Source organism: Bacillus cereus group sp. BfR-BA-01311 (genome assembly GCF_022664295.1).
Lineage (GTDB): Bacteria > Bacillota > Bacilli > Bacillales > Bacillaceae_G > Bacillus_A > Bacillus_A cereus.
The window spans coordinates 84,251-107,041 of record NZ_JAKUHC010000012.1; the positions used below are offsets into that span (position 1 = coordinate 84,251).

Here is a 22,791-nt window from a genome sequence, read left to right on the forward strand (position 1 = left end):
ATAAAATACTTTACATTATGTTTAAGTTGTTAAATTATTCTGTTAATTCGTTAAAAAGAAAAGTGTAAACGTTTTATTAGGGGGGAGAAAGTATGGGGAAGTTATTTTTAAAAATATGTTTTTTTGCATTAGTGACCGTATGTTCATTCGCAGCGAAAATATCATACGCTGAAGAGAGGCAACAAAATAATTATCCTATCATATTGGTGAATGGATTTGCTGGATGGGGTAGAGAAGAAATGCTTGGCGTAAAATATTGGGGTGGTGTTCATGATATACAGGAAGATTTGAAACGAAATGGTTATACGGTACATACCGCAGCTGTTGGACCTGTTTCTAGTAACTGGGATCGTGCATGTGAATTGTATGCACAAATTAGCGGTGGGACAGTAGACTATGGTGCAGTACATGCTGAGAAACATGGACATAATCGTTTTGGCAGAACTTATAGTGGTTTTGCGCCGAATTGGAGTGAAACAAATAAAGTTCATTTAGTTGGACATAGCATGGGTGGACAAACGATTAGAACATTAGTACAGCTATTAAAAGAAGGTAGTTTTGAAGAAAAGAATTATGTGAAAAATCACCCAGACACCAAAATATCACCACTATTTGAAGGCGGAAAATCATATGTTCATAGTGTTACAACATTAGCAACCCCTCACAACGGTACAACACTTGCGGATGGTAGTCTTCTACTGCCGTTCGTTAAAGATTTACTCATTACAGCTGCAAGCTTTGGGGGAAACAATAATTTATCATTATATGATTTTAAATTGGATCAATGGGGTATAAAGAAGAATGCTGGAGAGTCCTTTTTCCAATATAGTAATCGTATTCTAAATAGTTCACTTTGGAAAAATACAAAAGATATAAGTCAATGGGATTTAAGTACAGATGGTGCAAAGGAGTTAAATAATTGGGTAAAGACGCAACCAGATGTGTATTATTTATCTTATAGTGGACATGCATCACAAGCAGCACCTATAACAGGTTTACATTTGCCTCATATAACGATGAATAAAGTGTTAATGGGAAATGCATTTTTCTTAGGTTCTTATGCGAGATATGAAGAAAACCGTCCGCTAGTTGATACTTCTTGGTGGCAAAATGATGGTGTAGTAAATACAAATTCTATGATTGCACCATCTTCTAATGGTACTGTAAATAATAATGAGTCATTACAGATTGGAAAATGGAATCATATCGAAACGAAAGCGAATTGGGACCATCTCGACATGGTAGGGTTAAGTGTTTCAGACTCGTTAGGTTTTTCTAGCATTCAAGAGTTTTATAGAACAATTGCTGAAAAGCTATCACGTTTACCGAAATAGGTAATAATAAAGCGCTCTCGATGGAATTCGAGAGCGCTTTATATTATATTGAGAGAGGGATTTGGTAGAAAAATATGGGGGGATATTATGAAAATTCAAGTTGTATTATCAGGATACGGAACAGTAGGTAGAGAGTTTATAAAATTATTAAATGAAAAATATTCATATATATATGAAACATATGGGATTCAATTAGTTGTAAGCGGCGTATTAGGGAGAAATATCGCAATACATAATGAAGACGGCTTATCACTTCATCATTTATTAATGTATGGTGGCGGTACCGCTGCAATTGAAAAATATTTAGAGTATCATCCGAAGGAACGTGCAACAACTAGCATAAGTGGTACTGTATTGGTAGAATCAACAGTTACAAATCTTAAAGATGGAAATCCAGGGAAACAATATATGAAACAAGCGATTGAAAAACAGATGGATATAGTAGCAATTTCTAAAGGTGCGCTCGTTACAAACTGGAGAGAAATAAATGAAGCAGCAAAAGGCGCAAATATACGAATTCGATATAGCGGTGCAACAGCCGCTGCACTACCGACACTAGATATTGGACAATTTAGTTTAGCCGGTTGCAGTATTGAAAAAATAGAAGGAATATTAAATGGAACAACTAATTATATTCTTACGAAAATGTATGAGGAAGATATGACATTTGAAGAAGCACTGAAAGAAGCACAAAATAAAGGAATTGCTGAGACAAACCCTATATTAGATATAAGTGGTTCAGATAGTGCGTGTAAATTGTTACTTTTGACAAACAGCTTAATGGAAACAGAGAAAACACTTACTGATATACATATAAAAGGAATCGAGCACGTTACAAAACAGCAAATTCGAAATGCTAAGGAACAACATAAAATTATTAAATTAATAGCATCAACATATAAGGATGAGGGAGGCAATGTGAATTTAAATGTTGAACCGTGCCAAATAGAAAAAGATCATCCATTAGCAAAAGTAAATGGAACCGAAAAGGGAATTACGTTCTTTACAGATACGATGGGACAAGTTACTACAATTGGTGGGGCTTCTAATCCAAGAGGCGCTGCAGCTGCAGCTTTAAAAGATGTAATAAACTTATATCGAAAAGATTTGTAAGACCGTACCGCCCTTTATAAAAAATACATATGCCGTGGACCTTTTGAGAATGAAATAAATATGCAAAAATGATTGCAGGGGGTAAGAAATTGTTTAAGGATTTTAAAGTTGTTAAAGAACGTCCCGTTTATATTCAATTGAAAGATTATTTGAAGAAAATGATTATGAAAGGGCATTTGCTCGGGGATCAAAAAATCCCATCAACAAGGGAACTAAGTGAATTACTAAGTGTGAGTAGAAACACTGTACTCGCTGCTTATGCAGATTTAGAGCAAGAAGGACTCATTTATGCAGTTAAAGGAAAAGGGAACTTTGTTGCGAAGGTGGATATATCTAACAATTCGTCTGTTGAAATAGATTGGAAAAATAAACTTAATACAGTGACCGCATTAGCGGATGAATTAGATTTAATGAAACATGGTGTTCGTTGGGAAAAGGGAATGATTGTTTTTAATAGTATAGCCCCGGATGAGAAGCTATTTGATGTTGAAAATTTCAAAAGAGCTTTTCTTACTCGTATGTCCATTGAAGGGGACATCGTATTGAACTACGGATATGCAAAGGGATATAGACCGTTAATGAATTATTTACTTCATTACATGGAGATGAAAGGTGTAGACATTTCGAATAAAGATATCCTAATTACAAATGGATTTACAGAAGGATTGGATATTGTACTCTCTTCTTTATCAAAAAAATCCGGTCGTGTCATTTGTGAGAATCCAACTCACCATGCTGCACTTAAGCTTTTCCGTTTACATGGACTTGAAGTTCATGGGATTGATATGCATGAGGATGGTATTGATACGAATGCAGTTGAAAAAAGTTTGCGTGAAAAAGATTTTGATTTTGCTTATTTAATTCCTTCTTATCATAATCCAACCGGTATTGTTACGAGTTCAGAGAAAAGAACGGAATTGATGAGGTTATTCTCAAAATACAACGTTCCTATTATAGAGGACGGATTTAATGAAGAATTACGTTATTCAGGTTCACATTTAGCTCCATTATTAACTTTTGCGGGAGCTGGCAATAATGTGATTTATATTAGTAGCTTTTCAAAGGTACTTTTCCCTGGTTTACGTGTAGGCTGGATTATTGCAGATAAAGAGCTGATTCATTATTTAGAAAGCGTAAAAAGAGCAAGAACGATTCACACATCTACGCTAGATCAAGCTGTTCTGTTTCAATATTTACATGAGGGATATTTTGAAAAATATTTAAAAAAGGCAAGATCTGTTTATAAGAAAAAATATGAGTTAGCTGTCGGGGCATGTAACCAGTACATTCCTTTTAAAAGAATGACTGGAGATGGTGGGCTGCATTTATTTATAGAGCTAGAAGAGCATATGAATGCCCGCACACTTTTACAAAAGTGTTATGAGAAAGGCGTTACGTTTTCACCTGGAGATGTTTTTTACTCTGATGGAGAAGGAGCGAATACTTTCCGATTAGGGTTTTCACGCTTGAAAGAAGAAGAAATAGTTCGGGGAATTAAAATAATTGGTGATACATTAAAAAATGAAATTTGGAGTTGAGAAAATGAAAATCGGTGTTATTATGGGCGGGGTATCGTCTGAAAAACAAGTTTCAATTATGACGGGGAATGAAATGATTGCTCATTTAGATAAAAATAAATATGAAATAGTTCCAATTACATTAAATGAAAAAATGGATTTAATTGAAAAAGCGAAAGACATTGACTTTGCGTTGCTCGCATTACACGGAAAATACGGAGAAGATGGGACAGTTCAAGGAACACTGGAGAGTTTAGGGATTCCTTATAGCGGAAGTAATATGTTATCTAGCAGTATATGTATGGATAAAAATATTTCGAAAAAGATTTTACGTTATGAAGGTGTAGAAACACCAGATTGGATTGAACTTACAAAAATGGAGGATCTAAAGCTTGACCAGTTAGATAAGTTAGGATTTCCATTAGTAGTAAAACCAAACTCTGGCGGATCGAGTGTCGGAGTGAAAATCGTTTACAATAAAAATGAATTGATCTCAATGCTAGAAACTGTATTCGAATGGGATTCTGAAGTAGTAATTGAGAAGTATATAAAAGGTGATGAAATTACATGCTCAATTCTGGATGGAAAACAGTTACCTATAGTTTCAATTCGACATGCAGCCGAGTTCTTTGACTATAATGCAAAATATGATGATACTAGTACAGTTGAGGAAGTTATCGAACTTCCAGCAGAAATTAAGGAACGTGTAAATAAAGCGTCACTTGCTTGTTATAAAGCATTAAAGTGTAGTGTTTATGCAAGAGTTGATATGATGGTGAAGGACGGAATTCCATATGTAATGGAAATTAATACATTACCAGGGATGACACAATCAAGTTTATTGCCAAAAAGTGCAGAAGCAGCGGGGATTAGTTATAGCAAACTATTAGATATGATTATTGAAACATCATTAAAAGTTAGAAAAGAAGAAGGGTTTTAAGGGAATTATATAACGAATTTTTTTGACAGTTTCACGAAGTATGCTATGATGAATACATTATAAAAACAAAATATTTATCCACTAGGGGGGCCTTTTATAGGCTGAGATCAAATGTGATTTTGAGACTCTTAGTACCTGATCTGGTTAATGCCAGCGTAGGGAAGTGGGAAAGACGTTGCTATTTAATGAGTAAATAAATACTGTCGATTTCACTTTCTTTACGCCTGTAAAGAAAGTTTTTTTATTTTACAGCTTTAATAATTGTGGATAAATACTTATATTTTATATATTATTGGAGGGATTTAAATGAATTTTTCACAATCATTACGTAAAGAAGTAGATTCAATTTGGGAAGCGAGTTTTAACCATCCTTTTGTAAAAAAACTTGGTGAAGGAACGTTAGATTTAGCTAGTTTTCGTTATTATGTGCTTCAAGATTCATATTATTTAAGTCATTTTGCTAGAGTACAAACTTTAGGAGCTGCAAAAGCTCTTGAATTAGAGACGACAGCTCGTATGGCACATCATGCTCAAAATACATATGAAGCAGAGTTATCTTTACATGAGAATTTTGCTAAAAAACTAGGGATAACGAAAGAAGAAAAAGATAATTTTATTCCTGCGCCAACTGCATATGCGTATACTTCACATATGTATCGTGCTGCGTATGAAGGGCATTTAGGAGATATCATTGCAGCAATTTTACCTTGCTATTGGTTGTATTATGAAATTGGCGAACGCTTAAAAGAGTGCCAGCCGGAAGAGCCAATTTATAACGAATGGATTTCTGCTTATGGATCTGATTGGTTCCGTACGCTAGTTGAAGAACAAATTACACGTTTAGATACTATCGCTGAAAAAGTAACAGAGGCAGACCGCAAACGTATGAAACAGCATTTTATTATTAGCAGTCAATATGAATATTCATTTTGGGAAATGGCTTATACATTAGAAAAGTGGCCAGTGGATACAGACGTAAAAGACGTAATTGGATAAAGAATAGAAGTAATGTTATAGATAGGTATGGATCATACCTATCTATATATTTTTTCTTGTCAAATTTGCGTAAAGTCATTAGTGCTACGGATATGGCGAAATAGAATATCGATAATTTAGCTCATTTACTTGTCTACGCATTAACTGGATAAACTTCTGTCACATTTATTTTACAATTAAAGAACGTAAATGTTGGTGGTATGAAGTTAAATAAGAAAAGAAACCCGAGCTATTAGCTGTAACGGAGTTGTTTTTTCTTCGCAGGAATTCCTAAATTATCATGGAGTGTTGTTAATACGATATGCAAATATGCATATCGTATTTTTTTGAGTTCTTTATGTGTTAAAATTAGATATAAAGATATGGAAATATAAAGAAGCAAAAGCAGGAATATCCAATGAATTTTGAGAGGTGTTATATGTTTACAAATAAGAAATTAATTCGATTTGGTTTATCGTTGTTTGTATTTTTAGGGATAATTAATTTTACAATCAGCTATTTCCAAACATATCTTGAAACAGCAGCAGATATTAAATGGGTAATTCCAGAAATTTGGAAAACTATTTTGCTAGATGTTCCTCAAGGTATACTTGTTCTTTTAGGCGCAATTGCTTTATATGATTTCACAAAAGAGGCATCACAAAAAGACGCATCAATCTAAGTGTGTCTTTTTTCTATTAGGAATTTCATAGAGAGTTTTGCTGGAGAAATAGAATTCATATTTTTAAATTTTTATTTATCCCGCTATTTGCCAGGCAGTAAGCCCCCCACCTCAAAATTCAGCGGAAGCAAAGAAGTTAGGTAGGGGATGAACAAAACCCCACTGATTAAAGTTTCACTTTATAAAAATGAGCCCATAGCAAAAATAGGTATATGAACAAGGTGCATCATTTAGTGATAAGTCATACTTTGTTGGTGTACGTATTGAACTTAGTTTGTAGCGCTATTCCTACTTAGATGTAACGAACAGAAACATAGGGAAGCATCGATGAGGTTGTATTTTATAAACGGAGGTTATGAAAATGAATCAGTTTCAACAAGAACTACAAGCGCTAAGTCTTAATGATTACCGATCTGGAAATATTGTCTATTGGGACCAGCAAAACCAATATCCATATTACTATATTGAAGATGCTGCTCGTCGCTGTGGCGGTTGTGGTCGTTGTGGCGGTTGTGGTGGAGGTCGTTGTGGCGGATTTCGTTGTGGTGGATTCCGTTGTATTGGTTGCTTTGGTTGTTTTGGTTGCGGAAGTTGCGGAGGTTGTGGCGGCTGTGGTGGTTGCTCTAACTGTTTTGATGGTTTTACTGATACTACCGGTACTATTGTAACGTATGAATATTAATTACATTTATCCCACTATTTGCGGGCAATAAAATCTTCCTTAAAATTCAGAGAGAGCAAAGAGAAGTTAGGTGGCGGACTGTCCATAAAAGCCCGATTGGTGAGAGCTGATTAAAGCTTCACTTTATCAATTAAAAAACATTAGTTTTATATATGTACTTGCCGACAAAGAATATAGCCATTATTAATGGATATATTCAGTCATTCAAGTGAAAGAGTAACAATAAGATATATAGATGTAATTAACAGGTGATGGATAAAGCAATGACTAGATTTAAAATCTAATCATTGCTTTTTTCTTATGGTTTTATCATCAAATATCTGTCTGGTTTAGGGATTGATTTCTTCTAGCTAATGAATTTATTACAACTTTGTAAGGTTAATGTAATGTTAATCGATAGTAAATGAAGATGCTTGAGTGTAATTTAAATAAGATTAAAAAGTACTGTTTATCTATACAATAATCGGGTAAATAATATGTAATTAGGAAGTGTATGAATATGATTGAACTAAAATCTATTATCCATTCGTATAAACTAAAGAGAAAAATAGCTAAAGATTTATACGGAAAAAGAGATGAATTGACACTGTTATTAAATGAATTTAATAAAATGAAATGTACAGTAACATCTGAAAAGAAGAAAAACAATATATTATCTCGTTTGCAACTAATTTATCAAAATATGAAATTAGATAAGCAGTATCCTCTATCAGTTGCTTTTGATAGTAAATTATTGGAGCGATTAGAAAAAGAACCTCTACATACTATTGAGGATGGTGTAACATGTTTACATCTAATGTTAGATGTGAATTATGAGAAAATAAAACAATATGGTTCGAGTACAAGTAGGTCATTTGTTCCATTATCGCAGTCTTCTATTTGTCTTGCTGATTGTATTTGTTTAACAGGAGTTGTAGTAGGTTTACTAGGAGCAATTTCATTTGGGGGATTACTGTTATCTATATGTTCAATTACATAAAGGTTGATATTTGTAAAAAGGGCACCGAATTAAGGTGTTCTTTTTTGGTTTTTTTGTAAAGATATTGTAAATGATAAGTACAATGCATTAAGTATAATGTATAATTCGAATGTATTGAAATTCAAATATAATAGAGGTGTTATACATGATAATTACTTTGAATTTTTAAAAGAGTCGGTTTGATAATAATTTATGTAGATAAACAGTTTTTACGTTTCTTTTAAATACTTGGTTTAAATGGATTAGATTAAGTAACTATTGTTCTAGCTTTTTGATAATCAAGACAACTGAAGAAAGGAAGCAATCATTTTATGAAAAAATTAAGGCTGCTAACATTTGAAAATATAGTAGAACCCCTTTTAAATGAAAAGGTATCATTTATATACTTTCCTATTGAATGGCTGGACATCGTAGAGATACATTATAAGACATTTTTATTAACGAGTAAGTTGAAACGTTTGAATGAAAGATTGTATGATATGTTTTCGGATATATTGTTTATTCAGCATAACCCGTACGTATTAAATGAAAATACACCATGGATTGTATCAAAAGAACCTATTAGACAAGAGCAGCTCGATTATATTTTTCAAAGTTGGTATGAGATTATTCATGATTGGAAACCAAATAGATTAGTAGAACCACCAAAATATGAATGGCAATCCGATTTGATTTCTCATTTGCCAGTACTACATGATAATGAAACGTATTCTAAGTGGGTGCCCGCTTTAATCTCACATATTTTTTGTGAGCGTCCTATATATTTAGAAAATACAAATGCAGAAGAAATCTATTTTTCCCCTCTTAGATCACAAAATATTTGTGAGGCGATGTCAGGGCCGATAAAAGATGAAAAAACACAAGATTTTTTCTCCTATGTATATCGATTCGAATGCATAACCCGCGGTGGTGAGAACGCTCCATTATTAAATATTTCAATAGGGATTCGGAGATTTTATCAAGAATATAAGATTATGGGTCAAACAAACCTTGATATGACAACGTTTGTTTGACTTTTTTTGATAAAATGCAAACATTTTGCAAACATTAGTTATCCAAAGATACTTTTACCGAAGTTTTTTACAGCTTCTTCTTGCATATTCGGTAGAACATGAGAATAGACACTTAATGTCATTGAAATATCTGTATGACCTAATCGCTCACTGATGATTTTAGGATTAACTCCTTGTTTCAATAGTAGAGTTGCGTGTGTATGTCTTAAATCATGGAATTTAATTTCTTTTATACCTACTTTGTGTGTCATCCTAATGAAACTTTTTCTGAAATGTGCTCTTTTTATTATTCTTCCAAACTCATTACAATTTATTAAATCTTGATCTAGATAAGCAGAACCAAACCTTAATTTCTCTTTATTGATTAAAATTTTATGTTTTTTTAAGGCTGCTATGGTTTCATTAGGTACAGGAATTGTGCGTTTTGATGAATTTGTTTTTGCAGTTTTTTTGATTTTATTGTCATGACCAGATGTTTGATTTATTGTAACAGTATGTTTTTCAAAATCAATGTCCTGCCATCGTAAACCTAGAACTTCTCCCAGACGCATACCTGTAGTTATTGCAAGTAGATACCCAATGTGATATCGTGATTCTTGTGAATGAGCTAAAAACTTTTTTACTTCTTCCTCTGTCCAAGTCTGGATAGGGGTTTTTTCTTTTTTAGGTATCTCAGCAAAATCTGCGGGATTTCGAGAGATAATATTTTGTTTTACGGCTAGGTTTAAAGCGCTCTTTAAAATTCTATGCATAAGCAGAATAGAATTGTTTGCAATCCCTTTATCTATCGCAGTCTTATAACATTTTTGAATGTGTATAACATTTAATTTATGGAGCGCAACCATTCCTATACTAGGTATAACATGTTGGTTGATAAATGCCTTATAGCCAGCAAAAGTACTCTTTTCTATGCTCATACTTTTAATTTCTAGCCAATGATTTAGGTAATCTTTTAGCGTAACTTTAGATGGCGCTATAAAAGTGCCTTCATTCAACTCTGTAATTTTCTTTGCTACATCGGCCTGCGCTTCTTTTTTTGTCTTATATCCAGAAAACCACTTCTGTCTTCTTTTTCCTGTCTCTGGATCAGGACCGATATCAATAACGATGCAATATTTATTTCCTCTTTTTCGAATATGTCCTTTCACTTAAAACACTCCTTCATTTTGTTTTGAATCATGTTGTATAAGTCTAGTTGTAATTTTGCTGCTATGAAAATTACATGTTTGGACATATCAGCGATGGATATATTCTACCATATATAAACAAATTCAGTTATAGGATATGATTGTCATCCAATGTTCAATAATAGTAAAATATTAATAGAATTAGATAAAGGGGGATGTAAGACTATGAGAAAATTCACAAATGATCCAGGCGGCGGTGGATGGGATATAAGTTTAGACCCTGGAACATGCATATAGTACATAGGTGGAGCTTAACGGCTCTTTTTTTATTGTAGAAAAAAGAGCCGTTAAGCTCCCTTGAGAAACGTTGATATATAACGATTTTAAAACTTTCTCAATAAGAATCAGATAACTACACGACTGAATTTTGGAAAAAATGTGATATTATGAAAATAATAAAATAAACGGACGTGAAAAAGACCTACGACTGTGCAAGTGGTGCTCGCAACACCCTTACACCGTCCTCCCTAAACGCGCTAGGGAAAACACTTGTCATAAGTCTCAAACATAATTATAACACATAACCTAGATATAATGGCACGTTTTCCTGTAAACATAAGACATCTAGGGTAACGTTGTCTTTTTTGTCCATAAGGAGGACAAGGATTGTGCAAGTTTTATTGGATTTAAATGACATGCAGGAGTGTCTAAAATCAAATGGTTATACAAATCGTAAATTGGCAACACGTTTTAAAGTAACGCATACAACAGTCAATAGTTATTTTAAGAAGCAAGGTAAATTTGATTTTATGCACTTGGTTGATGCGCTGAAGCTATATAAGCCTAAAAATGTTGATTTTAGAAGGGAATGCATCAAAGAGTGTATACCTAAACTATCACATAAAAATTTGAAATTAGCATTAGAAGTGTTAGATATGTTTGGAGAATATGATCTTCAAGACCTAGTAATTCAACGAATAATGAGTTTTAAAACTAATAAAAATAAAAGCGAAGAAGAAAAGAAAAAAGGCAATTCAAAAACTGTAAGGATAAATTTAAATTTGGTTCCATTATACAAAACATTAAGAGAAAGAAGTGAAAATACAACTACTCCTAAGAGGTTCTTTGAGAAAGTTGATAAAATGAGAAAAAATCAAAAATACTCAGATAACGAGCTGGTAATAATATCTGTTTTAAATACAATTTACTCTTTTTTTGATTTAGGTAATTATAAGATGGTCAATGAACATATTCAGCAATTATTACCGGACATCTTGGGAATTAAATGTCATACATTAAGAGATTCTCTTTTATTAAGAATAAAAGAAATGGAAGTTTTCGTTGCACTTCATGAAAATAATTTAGACGAATCACGTGAATTATGTTTTGAAATAATAAATGATCAAAGTAATTGCTATGTCAGCACAAAGGCAGTAGCATATTGCAAAATTGGAGAAAGTTATGTTTTCTCTGATTATCAAAATGCTAAAGAGTACATGGAGAAATCATTAAATATAATTGGTGTTCCAGTGAATAAAAAATTAGAAGTAAGAAGAGAAAAAGTACTTAATACACTATTATTTTTAAGAATATATCATGAAAAAGATTTACATACCATTAACCCAGAAAATCTAGATGATGCTGAAAAAGCATTCTTATATGTAAAGCTAGGTGAAAATCAAAAAGCGATTAAAATTTTACAAGCTTTACAAAATACAAATGGATATCTTAGTAGTTTTCAATTGTACTATATGGGGCTTGCGGTCGGAGGAGAAGAAGGGAAGAAATACCTAGAAATGTCTATAGAAAGTTTTTCTAAATCAGGTGATTATTTCTATATATTCCTACCAAAGACAGCATTGAAATGTTATAATTGAATTATACAAAAAGGGTGGTGAAACGCTTGAAAAATAAGCTTTTGAAAATAGTTTTCACTATTGCTACTGTAGCTTGTCTTTCTATCACAGCTTTTCAGGTGACAGAAAAAGATAAGGTGCAAAGTGCTAAAGAACAAAAAACAACTTTATATATGATTGATCCAGGCCCAGGAGGCGGGTAATTAATATAATATTAGAAATGACACTATCAAATTGGTAGTGTCATTTCTACTTTATAGGGAATGGAAACATTTTGACTGAAACGACAAAAACTTTCCACTTTAAGACGGTTAATATATAAAACAGGATGTAAGGGGAGAATTAAGGATGACGAAAGAGGAAATTGTAATCCTATTTTTAGATACTGTGAAAGAATATGCACCAGATCAATTAGAAGAATATATAGCAGAAATTAAAAAAATAGCCATTCCTAATTAAGGGGCTATTTTTCTGTTTTATTATGGTGTTTGCTAAGAGCTTGAGCGATAGCTAACATTTGTTCTAACGCCATATCTTCTTTATCCTTTGGCAGCGGTTCTAGCCATTCCATGATTTCTTTGAATTTTTTATATTTATCATCACTAGAGTCGTCATCTTTATTTTCTCCGTACAAATAATTTACAGGTACATTAAATTTCTTCGCTATCTTTTCTATGGTTTCACGACTTGGGAATGCTTTTCCATTTTCAAACTTTGAAACAGTCCCTTTAGTTAAATCCACTTCTTTTCCGAATTGTTCTTGATTCATTTTGTTATCTATTCGAATTTGTTTAATTCTATCCTTCATTTCCATATTTAAATACTCCCCTTTTTACGATATATCGTAAATTACGTTAATTACATTATAAAGTTTCCTAGCAAGAAACGTAAAGAGTAAAAAAGTTTCCTTCTCTGAAATTTTTTTGTTAAAAACACTTGAAGTTTCACGTTATGAAACTTATAATGAGTTTGTAAGCATCAGAAGGGAGTGATCAGATGCAAAATCAAAAACAACTAACGGCACTTCAAAAAGCTTTTGAAGATTCTGGTCTTAAATATCATGAATTAGCTAATATGGTTGGTATATCAAAGTCTTACTGCTATAAAATTATAAATTATAATCTAAGAGTTTATTATGATGTAGCTGTAAAAATATCAAATGTTTTAGGTAAAGAAACCGACATTCTATTTAATGAACAGGAAAAAAATTTTGAATATGAAGTTTCATTGGGTGAAACTAAAGGAGGTGAAAAAAATGAGCCAATTACAAGTTTTGCAACATCCAGTAAATGAGTTTGTTTTTATGGAAGGGAATTAAGTTGTTCATGATGGTGGAAAGAAACTTTTCGCAGCAACTTGGAGAGACGTAAAATCAGCGTTTGCAGTAAACAGTTATTGCAACATTTTACAGAAAGATTTCAATGAAGAGATATCATACATAAAAGCATGACGGCCAAGGTTAGTATGATTATCCATCGTTAATATAATTTTGGAAGGAGAAAAAAGAAATGGGATTAGATCAAATCATTAAAGAATCAATCCGCGAAGTTGTTCGAGAGGAGATACAAGCTGCTTTAGCGCAGTTCCAACAACAATCACAACCAAACAAAGTAATGAGGGTGAAAGAAGCAGCAGAATATCTCAATATCGCTGTTTGTAGAATGTATGAATTAGCAAGTCATCCACAGTTTCCAGTGATTAGGGAAGGGCGCAAATTACTTTTCCTACAAAAGGATTTAGAAGCTTGGCTTGAAACACAAAAGGAGGTGATTTAGTGGAAGATACAACATCGTTAGTTATATTCGCAATGTTTATCGCGTGCAGCGCATTGTTACTTTACATTACTTATGAACCAATAAAACAGTGGGCTTGGAGTGACGTAAAACAAAATAAAAAGACCCATGGCAGTGGGTCCTTTAAGAAAAAACAGTTGTTATAAGTATATCACGAAAAGTAGGGAAATAGTAGATGCGTCTAACTGAATATCAAGTGCTATTACCTAATAAGTTTTGCAACTTAGCAAAGAGCAGGGATGAATTAAAGCAAATGATTGAACAGTATTTCAAGGCTGGTTATCCGCATTATGAAATTCAACGAATTATCAAAAGTGGACAAGTATATGTGGCGGTTTGTACAAGGAGGTAAATAAATGGCAACATTTCGAGTTAGTAAAAGTAAAAATTACACAACCATTAATAATACAGGTCTTCGAGATGAACGTTTAAGTTGGAAAGCAAAAGGAATATTGGCTTACATTTTATCGTTACCAGATGATTGGGTGTTTTACATGGAGGAAATATCTACTCATGCGAAAGATGGAATTGATAGTTTAAGAGTAGGAATGAAAGAACTAAAAAAATTCGGTTATGTTAGAAGGTTTCCTGTAAAAAACGAAAAGGGAAAGATTACTAACTGGGAGACAATTATTTATGAAGTTCCACAAGTGGAGAATCCAGATATGGAAAATCCACAAGTGGAAAAATCACAAATGGAAGTTCCATTTATGGAAAATCCCAAGCTACTAAATACTAAAGAACTAAGTACTAATAAACAAAATACTAATATACAAAGTAGTAGTAGCATCTTCTCTTTCTACGAAAATAATTTCGGTATTTTAAATTCATTCATAGCCGAAAGTATTTCACAATGGGTAAACGATACAAGCGAAAAACTTGTACAAGCAGCTATGGAGCGTGCTTTGAAACAGCAGAAGAAATGGAATTATGCTGAGGGGATTTTAAAACAGTGGGTTAATAAAAACATTCGTACTTTAGCTGATGTTAATGCAGCAGAAATAGAGTTTAAGAACAAAGGTGAAAAAGGAGCGAATAGAAATGGCAACACCAATGAAAAAACTGGCGGAATCCCTGGAATCGAAGGTGAATTACCATTCTGATCAATGTATGAATCACTCCTATGTAATAGGTGGACAAACAATCATTAAGCCAATTCAAATGATTATTTATCAAGGAAAACCTGTTTGCCCAAGATGTGTAGTTGAGCAAAACGATAAGGTTTTGGAAGAACAAGCTAACGCTCATTATAAGAAAATTAGCCGTTTGCAGAAATTCAACATGCTGGAAAAGGCTAGTGTTATTACAAACAAGAAAATTCCTCTTTCAAGATTATCTGATTACAGAACTGGGTGTGATGAAACGATTAGTCACAAGAAAGCTGTAGAAGAAACCTTGGAGAATTTAAAGAACGGAGAAATTAGAAAAGTTGTATTTACAGGAAATCAAGGGACGGCAAAAAGTTTCCTAGCATACAGTATGCTTCATGAATTAAATCAATATTTTTGGGATATCAGTCAAAAAGAAGAAAATTATAATCTTATGAAAAGTTGCTTGTACGTTGAATTAGAAGCAATAACAAGAATGATTATGGATTCTTTTGATGATAAGAGCAGTAAATATACACTTCAATATTTCGTCCAATTAATTGAACAAGCTGATTTTGTGGTATTAGATGATCTTGGGGCAGAAAGTGGTTCAACAGATTCAAATAGACAAGCATCTGATTTCATACAACGCCTGTTATATGCGGTATCAAATGCTAGACAGGGAATGAGTACATTTACCACAACAAACTTTACTGGAAAACAACTTTTTAATAAATACGATGCTAAGACCGTTAGTCGTTTATTAGGTGATTCAAAGGTATTGAAATTTGCGACAGCTGATCAAAGGCTTGCAAATTTAGGTTTCTAATAAGGAGGAATAAAAAATGAAAAAAATTCAATTAACGGATGGAATGTCGACAAGTGCTAGAAGAGAAGACCTTAAAAAAGATACGGAGAATTTATTGGTGAAAATTAAAGAAGAATGCTTAAAAAGTGAATTAAGTTATGTGGAGGTAAATAAGGCCCTTCATCTAGCTGATGAAGAGCTTTACAAAAGCGTAATTCATAATACGTTCAAAAAGTCTTAAAATAATTCGAATTGATCTTCTGCTAACTCTTTTTTATACGCATCATATTGGTCTTGATTAGCACCTACAACATAGGCGGTGTTGTAGTATGTTTGCTCATTGTAGAGATCAATTACTTTCGTGCCAACATGTAATAAAGTCCAACCTTTTGCTAAATAATCGTTGGCACGTGAGTTAGCGGAATCATCATCAAATTCTAAAGTAAATACAATATCTTTCATTAAATTTCCCTCCCTTCAAGGGAGATTATACCAAAATAGTAGGTTTGATTGGGAAAAGATTTTAATAAGGAGGAATAAGCATGTGTGTATTATGTCATGATACAGGAATTATTCGTAAAGAAACTTATCCAGGTGTAGCTCTAACGGAAGGCTGTAATTGTGAAGTAGCGATCCAGCAACAAGAAGAAAACGATAAGCGTTGGCAAGCATGGTTAATCAAATTTGAATCAATGAAACAAGAGTTGCAGCGGAATCAACAACAAAAAGTAAGTTAACAAGAAAAAGGGGGATTTCAGTCGTATGAAGCCTACGAAAGTTGAAATTGATGTTACAGATAATAAAATTTATGTGGTCAAAAATGGTGAAGTTACTCCGCTGAATCCTCCAGCAACAGGGTTTGGGGAACAAATCATTACGTGGCAAAGTGGGAAGGTTGATCGGGTATCAACTACGTATACGGAAAAAATTAAATAACTGGGGATGCGATTATGAAGCAATTAACGATTGATGATTTAATGGGAAGTTTCTGCTACAACGCTATAAGCACCAGTGAGAAGTTTTTGAATCCAAGCTTTGAAGTACATTTTTACGATAAAGAGGAACGACAAAAAATGGATTGTTTTGATGCTAAAACGGAAGTTGAAGCTTGGAATGCTGCGATAGAAGAGCATGGCAATGGAATTCAGAAGATTAGGATAACTTTTTCAGATCGTACTAGGGCAGAATTTTTGGCGCTTGATTAGGAGAGAGATAGAACTGGGGAAAATGCCTCAGTACGATTCGAGAAATCGATTGTGAGAAACTGAAGGAATTAAAAAAGGAGCTGGAGATAATGAAGGAAGTAATCAAGGAATATATAAATAAATTGCAACAATCAGCGCTAGAAAACAGAAAGGAATCTGACAAAGCGTATAATGCTGGAGATTTAGGTTTATCAGGTTACTATCGTGGTCAATGGATTGCGAATGAGGGAACAGCAATTGCATTAGAGACTATCTTAAATCAGCACAAAGAAAAAATGTAGGTTCAGATTTATTAAAGTCAGACCAAATTTGAATTTTATTAAGAAACGGGGAGCGGAAATGAAAAAGAAAATAATTGCAGGTTTAATGTCTATTATAGCAATAACGGGTTTAGCAGGTTGTAGTACAGAAGCAGATACAGTTTCACAAAATTTATCTAAATGAGCTGATTCATTTGAGGTTCAACGAAGAGTAGTGTTCTTCAATGGTATAACTGATAAATACCTTTTAAGTATTGAGGGATTATGCGCTTTAGACGCTGGTGATGGTAAATATAAGAAACATTACCTTGGATTAAGTGATAATGTGAGTTACTTCATAGAACAAACAGATGCTAAGTATGAAGATGCATACCATTACAAAGTACTGTTTAGACCGGAAGAAATAATTCCAGATATTAAGTTGCAGACAAGCAATAAATAAACTACTTTTATGAGTTTATATGATGAAGTTTTGAAGAGTAAAACTAAATAAAAAGCGTTATTTTGCATTGAATAACAATAAAAAATGAGCCCTAAAGGGGCTCTAAGTGCTATCGCACATCGTGTATCACAGTATATGCACAAGCCTAAGAAAAATGCTAACAAAATAGTTATTTTGTATTAATCAAAAAAATAGCACCTTGTATAGGTGCCGGAATTAGATATGCGATGATCAAGATAAATACTTACCACCATTTTAATTGATATGTATTAAATAAAAAAATAGAACAAAATCCTAATTAAAAAAATAGAGAGCTCTTTTTAAAGAGCTCTTGACCAAAAGTGATCTTGAATATGAATACGCATGATATTGTATGCGTGCTATTCAGGTAGGTGCAAATTTAAAAACAAAATTCTTATTTAAGCGGAAAAAGAGCACCCGAGAAAGCGCTCTTTAACCAAGACTCATATCAAATTGAGAGGTGAAAATGTAGCCACAATATATCATATGAATATTTTTAGCGTATGTGCAAATTCTGAATGAAATCTTTATTTGAAAGTAAATAAAAAAAGAGCACACATATAAGTGTGCTCCTAGACTAAAAGGTTTGAACGTATGGACTGGAGTGCCCCATACAATAATATATGCTTGTCTGATTTAAGGGTGCAAAGTTTTTTATAAAAACGCTATTTTGCACAACAAAGCAGCTAGCTGAAGTAGCTAACTGCCTGCTGTAAATACTATTCCACATGAATACTATAATTGTAACCATAAATTACAATTATAGTATAAACAGATTTAAAAATGTTATGCAGGAAAGAAAACCAAATAAAAACTTCATTTTGTATTAAGTTGGAATATAAAAGGGCACTTAGTAAAGTGCCCTCGTGACGAGACCGGTTTTATAATGACTATTTTATAAAGAAAGGAACTCAGAATATTATATGTGAATTCAGTTAATTGTGTGCCTTTTTACAAATAAAGAGCAGCTAGCAAAAGCTAACTGCTTTGTTGTCCAACAAGAGCATCACCACAATGCTTTGTAACTTAAAAGTTACAGTTATAGTATAAACAAAATTGAAAATGTTATGCGGGGAAAGCTTAATAAAAATTTCATTTTGTGATAAAGGGGAAATGGTTATGACAACTAATCATAAGAGAAAGAAATTAAAGAAACGTCTTGCTCGCCACACAAAAGCAGTAGAGAAACATCAAGTCGCTAACGCTTGGAGAAACATTTTTGTAAGGGCTGGAATTATAAAATAACAATACTGGAGGAATAAAAATGAATGGTAAACAGTTCTTTGGAATGTATTTGGCTCTTTACTTAATCATCATGTTTGTGACTTTCAGTAATGTAAAAAGTTTTTTACAAGCTGGAATCATTATGGCACTTGTAATTTTGATTTCAGAAGTAGATCATAAATATGGATTTTATAAGGGAAGCAAGAAGGCTAAAAACAAATAAATATAGTCCGGCTAGAAAACTAGAGGACACCAATTCATTAAAGCAGCAATTACAGCTGTTTTAGGAATCGGTGTCCTTTTTATTTTGAAAAGGGAGATGGGGAAATGAAGGTGCTAAGAGATCAGTTACGAGAGTGGGAAAAACAATCGAAACAAGCAAAGAAGAAAAATAAGAAAAAAAGAAAGGAGAAGTTAAGCACTCGTGACATTGAAGGTTTAATGGGGATTCACGGACCACGTTATGAACGTAGACGTGGAGCATTAAGACAAAAGTAATTTATAAATAATAAGGAGTGGTCTTACATGACTAAACAATTATCTTTCTTACCAAAAATCGATAGAGTAGCAACGCAGAAAAAATTAGAAGGTGTTCTCGAAAGTGTACGTTTATATAGACAGTTTGGAATGATGCGTGAAGAAATGAAAGTCACTCCTTCTTATGAAATTAGATATCATGGACCTACAAATGATGTAGGAAAGCCATTAGAAGATGTAGCGATGGCTAACATCCAACAAAGTAAACGAGAAGAGTGGATTAAGCAAACATCATTTCGTATTGACCAGTTTCTTAGTCGTTTGGGTAATGGACGTGCAGGAAAGGATCAAAGAAACATCATCATTAAGCGTTATTTAGAAGATGAAGATGTATGTGATTATATGGTATACAACGAAATTGGCATGAGTGAGCGTACTTATCGACGTGTTAAGGCTAGGGTATTTTATAAACTTGCTTTTGCTCTTAGATTAGAAGTTTATGAGACTGAAGAAACTGGAGGTAATGAATAATGAATTTTGTTCAGCCAATACGTGATCCAGAGCAAATACAGCAGCTAAAAGATTATTTTAAGGAGAAGAGCTTACGTAATTACATTCTCTTCATTATGGGAATCAATACAGGCTTAAGAATCTCGGACATTTTGAAATTGAAGGTAGGAGATGTCAAAGGTAGTCATATATCTATGAGAGAAAAGAAGACAGGGAAACAGAAACGAATACAAATTACTGCAGCATTGAAAAGAGAGCTCAAATGGTTTATTGAAGAAAGAGAAGATAATGAGTACCTATTGAAAAGTAGACAAGGTAGAAATCGTCCAATCGGTCGTAGCATGGCATATAAGATATTAAGTGGAGCAGCGGCAGAGTTCGGATTAGATGAAATAGGAACACATACGTTGAGAAAGACGTACGGATATCATATGTACATGCAAACAAAAAACATAGCATTACTTATGGAGATATTCAATCACTCGTCAGAGAAGGTCACATTACGTTATATAGGTGTAAACCAAGATGCAATGGATAAAGCAATGACTAGGTTTAAAATCTAATCATTGCTTATTTCTTTTTTAGTCTAGGGGCATTGCAGTATTTTGGAAAAAATTCCGCTAAGAGTATGCAAGATTTTATACAGTTCCAGTAACAAACAAGAACCCTAAAACCGCGCTAGGATAGGAATGTATAAAAACGCATAGATCCATAGAACAAAAAGAAGGTGCCTTGGTGAGAGTACAGTTGCTTTCCTTTTCCTTGCTACCGATAATAGGACGTTATTTTAAACCTCTATGAATAACTATTCATAGAGGTTTTTTCTTTTGTATAGCTTTGTCCTTGTCTTTTGACCTGAAATATGAGTTTTTTCTGTCAGCTTGGCAAAAAAAGCATATCAAGCCGAAAACTCATTTTTCATAAAAAGTGATTTCACATTTTTTTGATGTCATTTTGTTTTTGGGGTGCATTTATTAGTTATGATAAAAGTTTTTTTGGAGGTTAATTATGTTAAATGAAAAATTCTCAAAGGGTTTCATATTAGATGAAAATTTGAGTGCTTCTGCATTAAATCCAAGTTTGGTTGGTCCTACATTATCGCCTATTCCATCATTTACTTTGCCACCAGGAGTAACAGGACCGCAAGGACCTCAAGGAAATACAGGACCGCAAGGACCGCAAGGACCGCAAGGACCGCAAGGACCTCAAGGACCTCAAGGAAATACAGGACCGCAAGGACCTCAAGGAAATACAGGACCGCAAGGACCTCAAGGAAATACAGGACCGCAAGGACCTCAAGGAAATATAGGACCGCAAGGACCTCAAGGAAATACAGGACCGCAAGGACCTCAAGGAAATACAGGGCCACAAGGACCTCAAGGGAATACAGGACCGCAAGGACCTCAAGGAAATACAGGGCCACAAGGACCTCAAGGGAATACAGGGCCAAGTGCCGACAACGCTTGTCTCCAAAACCTTCGTAGTAAACTGCTGAACTGTACAGGTCAGTTGATTTCGTTAACTATTAAGGGATGTTGCGATCCTCTCCAAGGGCGTTTAACCGAAGTAGAGGATGCGGTGCTCATCTTAGACAGTACCCGTGTTTTTTCCATATGTGATGTGACCTTCTTTTCTCCTGTTTTTATTGCCTATGTTACTAATCCTGAGGAAATATCTGTGTTCAGTACAGTGACAAACACGGAAATAGCAGCGAAAATCCCTGTGGGAATAAATCCCCTCCAAATTGCGATAACACCGGATGGAACAAGAGCTTATGTCGTCAATCGTTTTGATGGTAATGTTTCGGTGATCAGTACAGCCACCAACACTGAAATTGCCCCTCGAATCCCTGTTGGAAATGCTCCCGAATGGATTGCGATAACGCCCGATGGAACGAGGGCTTATATCAGTAATTCGAATGATAGTACAGTCTCGGTTATTAACACTACCACCAACACCGAAATCCTCCCTCGAATCCCTGTTGGATCCGTCCCCCAAGAGATTGCGATAACGCCGGATGGAACAAGGGCTTATATTACGAATTCATTTAGTGATAATGTCTCAGTAATCAACACCGCCACTAACACCGAAATTCTCCCGCGAATCCCCGTTGGAAACGGACCAAGAGGGATCGCGATTATGCCGGATGGAACGAGGGCTTATGTCGTCAATTTTAGTGATGATAGTATCTCGATTATTAACATCGCTACCAACACTGAAATTCTTCCGAGGATTCCTATTGGAGACCAACCAACAGGAATTGCGATTATGCCAAATGGTTCGAAGGCTTATGTTATCAATTCATTAGATAGTACTGTCTCGGTCATTAACACAGCCACCAACACTGAACTTCTTCCAAGAATCCCCGTCGGAGGCCTTTTAAATAACTTCGGAATCGCAATCACTCCTGATGGTTCAAGGGTTTATGTCTGCAATACTTTTGATGATAATATCTCGGTGATTAACACCGCTACCGACACCGAAATCCTCCCGCGGTTCTCTGTTGGAACCAGTCCAGCAGGAATTGCCATCACGCCGAACTGTGTCTAAATTATTGGATGTATCCTAATTTTTTTGTCTCATCTAAGAAGAAATGAATATAAAAATAAAAGACATCCTTGTTTCTATCCAAAAGGAATTAGAGGAGAATCTTCAATTGAAAGAACCTTTTTTAATACCGATAATGATGCGTTATGTTAACTTCATATGTATACAATATACATCGTTCCTTTATAAAAAAAATAG

At 33.9% G+C, this 22,791-nt stretch carries 31 protein-coding genes, 2 pseudogenes and 1 riboswitch; of the genes and pseudogenes, 30 read left to right on the forward strand and 3 right to left on the reverse strand.

The genetic code is table 11. From position 1 onward, the window contains the following. Positions 1-92: 92 nt before the first annotated feature. The 9 genes from MR136_RS22440 to MR136_RS22480 all read left to right on the forward strand — a co-directional run bounded on the left by MR136_RS22440 (position 93) and on the right by MR136_RS22480 (position 9,235). Positions 93-1,334, forward strand: coding sequence for an esterase/lipase family protein (locus tag MR136_RS22440; protein ID WP_078421453.1), 1,242 nt, complete (start codon positions 93-95; stop codon positions 1,332-1,334). Positions 1,335-1,421: 87 nt separating this feature from the next. Further along, positions 1,422-2,447, forward strand: coding sequence for a homoserine dehydrogenase (locus MR136_RS22445; protein ID WP_000701757.1), 1,026 nt, complete (start codon positions 1,422-1,424; stop codon positions 2,445-2,447). A gap of 89 nt (positions 2,448-2,536) precedes the next feature. Continuing rightward, complete coding sequence (gene pdxR / locus MR136_RS22450; protein ID WP_000471642.1) at positions 2,537-3,985, forward strand: MocR-like pyridoxine biosynthesis transcription factor PdxR; 1,449 nt, start codon at positions 2,537-2,539, stop codon at positions 3,983-3,985. A 4-nt stretch (positions 3,986-3,989) separates the two neighbouring features. Beyond that, positions 3,990-4,904 (forward strand): D-alanine--D-alanine ligase, encoded by a 915-nt coding sequence (locus tag MR136_RS22455; RefSeq protein ID WP_031312216.1) that lies wholly within the window; start codon positions 3,990-3,992, stop codon positions 4,902-4,904. A 73-nt stretch (positions 4,905-4,977) separates the two neighbouring features. Further along, a riboswitch (TPP riboswitch) is annotated at positions 4,978-5,083 on the forward strand. Between the two features lie 127 nt (positions 5,084-5,210). Beyond that, positions 5,211-5,900, forward strand: a complete 690-nt coding sequence (gene tenA / locus MR136_RS22460; RefSeq protein ID WP_001011746.1) for a thiaminase II — start codon at positions 5,211-5,213, stop codon at positions 5,898-5,900. 397 nt (positions 5,901-6,297) lie between these two features. Further along, entirely contained in the window at positions 6,298-6,561 is a 264-nt protein-coding gene (locus MR136_RS22465; protein WP_002082716.1) for a DUF3937 domain-containing protein, read from the forward strand. Between the two features lie 361 nt (positions 6,562-6,922). Beyond that, positions 6,923-7,243, forward strand: a complete 321-nt coding sequence (locus tag MR136_RS22470) for a heterocycloanthracin/sonorensin family bacteriocin (RefSeq protein ID WP_001071366.1) — start codon at positions 6,923-6,925, stop codon at positions 7,241-7,243. A 493-nt stretch (positions 7,244-7,736) separates the two neighbouring features. Beyond that, entirely contained in the window at positions 7,737-8,222 is a 486-nt protein-coding gene (locus tag MR136_RS22475) for a hypothetical protein (protein WP_002041181.1), read from the forward strand. A 311-nt stretch (positions 8,223-8,533) separates the two neighbouring features. Then, complete coding sequence (locus MR136_RS22480; protein ID WP_242259607.1) at positions 8,534-9,235, forward strand: pPIWI_RE module domain-containing protein; 702 nt, start codon at positions 8,534-8,536, stop codon at positions 9,233-9,235. Positions 9,236-9,273: 38 nt separating this feature from the next. Here MR136_RS22480 and MR136_RS22485 read toward each other — a convergent pair whose 3' ends face one another. Continuing rightward, positions 9,274-10,383 (reverse strand): site-specific integrase, encoded by a 1,110-nt coding sequence (locus MR136_RS22485; protein ID WP_242259608.1) that lies wholly within the window; start codon positions 10,381-10,383, stop codon positions 9,274-9,276. A gap of 647 nt (positions 10,384-11,030) precedes the next feature. Here MR136_RS22485 and MR136_RS22490 point away from each other — a divergent pair. After that, positions 11,031-12,239, forward strand: coding sequence for an AimR family lysis-lysogeny pheromone receptor (locus MR136_RS22490; RefSeq protein ID WP_078400809.1), 1,209 nt, complete (start codon positions 11,031-11,033; stop codon positions 12,237-12,239). Between the two features lie 26 nt (positions 12,240-12,265). After that, a complete protein-coding gene (locus tag MR136_RS22495) occupies positions 12,266-12,421 on the forward strand; it encodes a hypothetical protein (RefSeq protein WP_000791664.1) in 156 nt (51 codons plus the stop codon). A gap of 260 nt (positions 12,422-12,681) precedes the next feature. On the opposite strand, the gene MR136_RS22500 is transcribed toward MR136_RS22495, so the two are convergent. Beyond that, complete coding sequence (locus MR136_RS22500) at positions 12,682-13,032, reverse strand: helix-turn-helix transcriptional regulator (protein ID WP_242259609.1); 351 nt, start codon at positions 13,030-13,032, stop codon at positions 12,682-12,684. A 182-nt stretch (positions 13,033-13,214) separates the two neighbouring features. On the opposite strand from MR136_RS22500, the gene MR136_RS22505 reads away from it, so the two are divergent. From MR136_RS22505 to MR136_RS22540, 8 genes and pseudogenes are all read left to right on the forward strand, one after another. Further along, on the forward strand, positions 13,215-13,511 hold the full coding sequence (locus MR136_RS22505; RefSeq protein ID WP_061139252.1) for a helix-turn-helix domain-containing protein: 297 nt from the start codon (positions 13,215-13,217) through the stop codon (positions 13,509-13,511). A gap of 55 nt (positions 13,512-13,566) precedes the next feature. Beyond that, positions 13,567-13,668: pseudogene (locus MR136_RS28465) on the forward strand (Rha family transcriptional regulator); the annotation flags it as partial. A 58-nt stretch (positions 13,669-13,726) separates the two neighbouring features. Then, on the forward strand, positions 13,727-13,993 hold the full coding sequence (locus MR136_RS22515; RefSeq protein ID WP_000522024.1) for a helix-turn-helix domain-containing protein: 267 nt from the start codon (positions 13,727-13,729) through the stop codon (positions 13,991-13,993). After that, a complete protein-coding gene (locus MR136_RS22520) occupies positions 13,993-14,157 on the forward strand; it encodes a hypothetical protein (RefSeq protein ID WP_000390298.1) in 165 nt (54 codons plus the stop codon). Before MR136_RS22515 ends, MR136_RS22520 begins: the two co-directional genes overlap by 1 nt. A gap of 29 nt (positions 14,158-14,186) precedes the next feature. Further along, positions 14,187-14,363, forward strand: coding sequence for a hypothetical protein (locus MR136_RS22525; RefSeq protein WP_242259610.1), 177 nt, complete (start codon positions 14,187-14,189; stop codon positions 14,361-14,363). A 4-nt stretch (positions 14,364-14,367) separates the two neighbouring features. Continuing rightward, positions 14,368-15,114 carry a DnaD domain protein gene (locus MR136_RS22530; protein WP_000190248.1) on the forward strand — a complete coding sequence of 249 codons (747 nt, stop codon included), beginning with the start codon at positions 14,368-14,370 and terminating at the stop codon, positions 15,112-15,114. Beyond that, positions 15,053-15,928: a P-loop NTPase family protein gene (locus tag MR136_RS22535; RefSeq protein WP_242259611.1), complete on the forward strand. Its 876-nt coding sequence runs from the start codon at positions 15,053-15,055 to the stop codon at positions 15,926-15,928. Before MR136_RS22530 ends, MR136_RS22535 begins: the two co-directional genes overlap by 62 nt. 16 nt (positions 15,929-15,944) lie before the next feature. Next, positions 15,945-16,148, forward strand: a complete 204-nt coding sequence (locus MR136_RS22540) for a hypothetical protein (protein ID WP_242259612.1) — start codon at positions 15,945-15,947, stop codon at positions 16,146-16,148. On the opposite strand, the gene MR136_RS22545 is transcribed toward MR136_RS22540, so the two are convergent. Further along, positions 16,145-16,369 carry a hypothetical protein gene (locus MR136_RS22545; protein WP_088867757.1) on the reverse strand — a complete coding sequence of 75 codons (225 nt, stop codon included), beginning with the start codon at positions 16,367-16,369 and terminating at the stop codon, positions 16,145-16,147. The two genes, MR136_RS22540 and MR136_RS22545, sit on opposite strands and share 4 nt — an antisense overlap. An 80-nt stretch (positions 16,370-16,449) precedes the next feature. On the opposite strand from MR136_RS22545, the gene MR136_RS22550 reads away from it, so the two are divergent. The 11 genes and pseudogenes from MR136_RS22550 to MR136_RS22600 all read left to right on the forward strand — a co-directional run bounded on the left by MR136_RS22550 (position 16,450) and on the right by MR136_RS22600 (position 22,596). Next, entirely contained in the window at positions 16,450-16,644 is a 195-nt protein-coding gene (locus tag MR136_RS22550; RefSeq protein ID WP_097966240.1) for a hypothetical protein, read from the forward strand. A gap of 25 nt (positions 16,645-16,669) precedes the next feature. Beyond that, entirely contained in the window at positions 16,670-16,843 is a 174-nt protein-coding gene (locus tag MR136_RS22555; protein WP_086410650.1) for a DUF3954 domain-containing protein, read from the forward strand. A 14-nt stretch (positions 16,844-16,857) separates the two neighbouring features. Further along, positions 16,858-17,112, forward strand: a complete 255-nt coding sequence (locus tag MR136_RS22560) for a hypothetical protein (protein WP_242259613.1) — start codon at positions 16,858-16,860, stop codon at positions 17,110-17,112. Positions 17,113-17,201: 89 nt separating this feature from the next. After that, positions 17,202-17,393 (forward strand): glyoxalase, encoded by a 192-nt coding sequence (locus MR136_RS22565; protein WP_242259614.1) that lies wholly within the window; start codon positions 17,202-17,204, stop codon positions 17,391-17,393. 58 nt (positions 17,394-17,451) lie between these two features. Then, a pseudogene (locus MR136_RS28650) lies at positions 17,452-17,814 on the forward strand (beta-sandwich lipoprotein). A 1,140-nt stretch (positions 17,815-18,954) separates the two neighbouring features. Then, the gene (locus MR136_RS22570; protein ID WP_000210445.1) at positions 18,955-19,080 is read left to right on the forward strand and encodes a DUF3983 domain-containing protein; all 126 of its coding nucleotides are present in this window, start codon (positions 18,955-18,957) and stop codon (positions 19,078-19,080) included. 19 nt (positions 19,081-19,099) lie between these two features. Next, the gene (locus tag MR136_RS22575; protein ID WP_242259615.1) at positions 19,100-19,282 is read left to right on the forward strand and encodes a hypothetical protein; all 183 of its coding nucleotides are present in this window, start codon (positions 19,100-19,102) and stop codon (positions 19,280-19,282) included. A gap of 104 nt (positions 19,283-19,386) precedes the next feature. Continuing rightward, on the forward strand, positions 19,387-19,557 hold the full coding sequence (locus tag MR136_RS22580) for a hypothetical protein (protein ID WP_162900587.1): 171 nt from the start codon (positions 19,387-19,389) through the stop codon (positions 19,555-19,557). Between the two features lie 27 nt (positions 19,558-19,584). After that, a complete protein-coding gene (locus MR136_RS22585) occupies positions 19,585-20,067 on the forward strand; it encodes an ArpU family phage packaging/lysis transcriptional regulator (RefSeq protein ID WP_000166201.1) in 483 nt (160 codons plus the stop codon). Next, positions 20,067-20,609 carry a site-specific integrase gene (locus MR136_RS22590; protein WP_071679576.1) on the forward strand — a complete coding sequence of 181 codons (543 nt, stop codon included), beginning with the start codon at positions 20,067-20,069 and terminating at the stop codon, positions 20,607-20,609. The genes MR136_RS22585 and MR136_RS22590 overlap by 1 nt, the downstream gene beginning before the upstream one ends. A gap of 445 nt (positions 20,610-21,054) precedes the next feature. Further along, on the forward strand, positions 21,055-22,596 hold the full coding sequence (locus MR136_RS22600) for a beta-propeller fold lactonase family protein (RefSeq protein ID WP_305037706.1): 1,542 nt from the start codon (positions 21,055-21,057) through the stop codon (positions 22,594-22,596). The last annotated feature ends 195 nt before the right edge of the window (positions 22,597-22,791 follow it).